This window comes from Vibrio sp. 10N.222.55.C6, from assembly GCF_041473395.1.
GTDB classification, from domain to species: Bacteria; Pseudomonadota; Gammaproteobacteria; order Enterobacterales; family Vibrionaceae; genus Vibrio; species Vibrio crassostreae_C.
The window spans coordinates 1-654 of sequence record NZ_JBFRSD010000431.1 but is presented as its reverse complement, the minus strand read 5'-3'; the positions used below and the strand labels follow the sequence as shown (position 1 = coordinate 654).

The window sequence follows — 654 nt, the reverse complement described above, 5'->3', positions numbered from 1 at the left end:
GCAAAAGACACTTGGTAAAACCTTGGTTTCTATCTAGACGAACATAAATAAAACTTGTCGTATTCTCATCAACTCGCGCATCTAATTTCCATCGACCTGAACTTCTCGCCACCGAGGCCAAATTCGATTCTTCAACCTCATCACAGGTGTAATACATACCATTGTAATGGATACCACTTCTGGTCATGCTTACGGTAACTGGAGGTAACAAGCGTGCGATTACTTCATTACTGTCGGCAAGCGTTAAGTCATGCTTATGTTTAGCAAGGTGAATCTTCCAGTAATTAAGGGGGGTCGGTGCTAAATCATGTTGAATCAACAAAGGGCTGGACAAAGCAAGCTCATCAAAAATCGAACGGTTGTGCTCTAAGACCGCTTGTATCATTTGAGTCGTTACTTCTTTGAGTGTGTAGATTGCATCTTTTCGAGGATCTCTGCTCCCTCTAACAACAGCACCACCACGGGTTGTTCCCATAAGGTCATGCAGCAACTCTTTATTCAAAATATCAAACCGCTTTTCTACAATTCCTTTACCATCAGGACGGTAAGGTGGAGTGAATTTTAGCTGAGTCATTGGCGTTAAAATCTGCTGAGGTTTTAAACCAACCATTTCTCCATTGTCACATACAAGGCTTTGGGGGATATGAGCTACAG

1 pseudogene is annotated in these 654 nt (G+C 42.4%); it reads right to left on the bottom strand.

Features of this window, described 5'->3' with window-relative positions:
- A pseudogene (locus AB4486_RS24455) lies at positions 1-610 on the bottom strand (transposase); the annotation flags it as partial.
- Between the last annotated feature and the right edge of the window lie 44 nt (positions 611-654).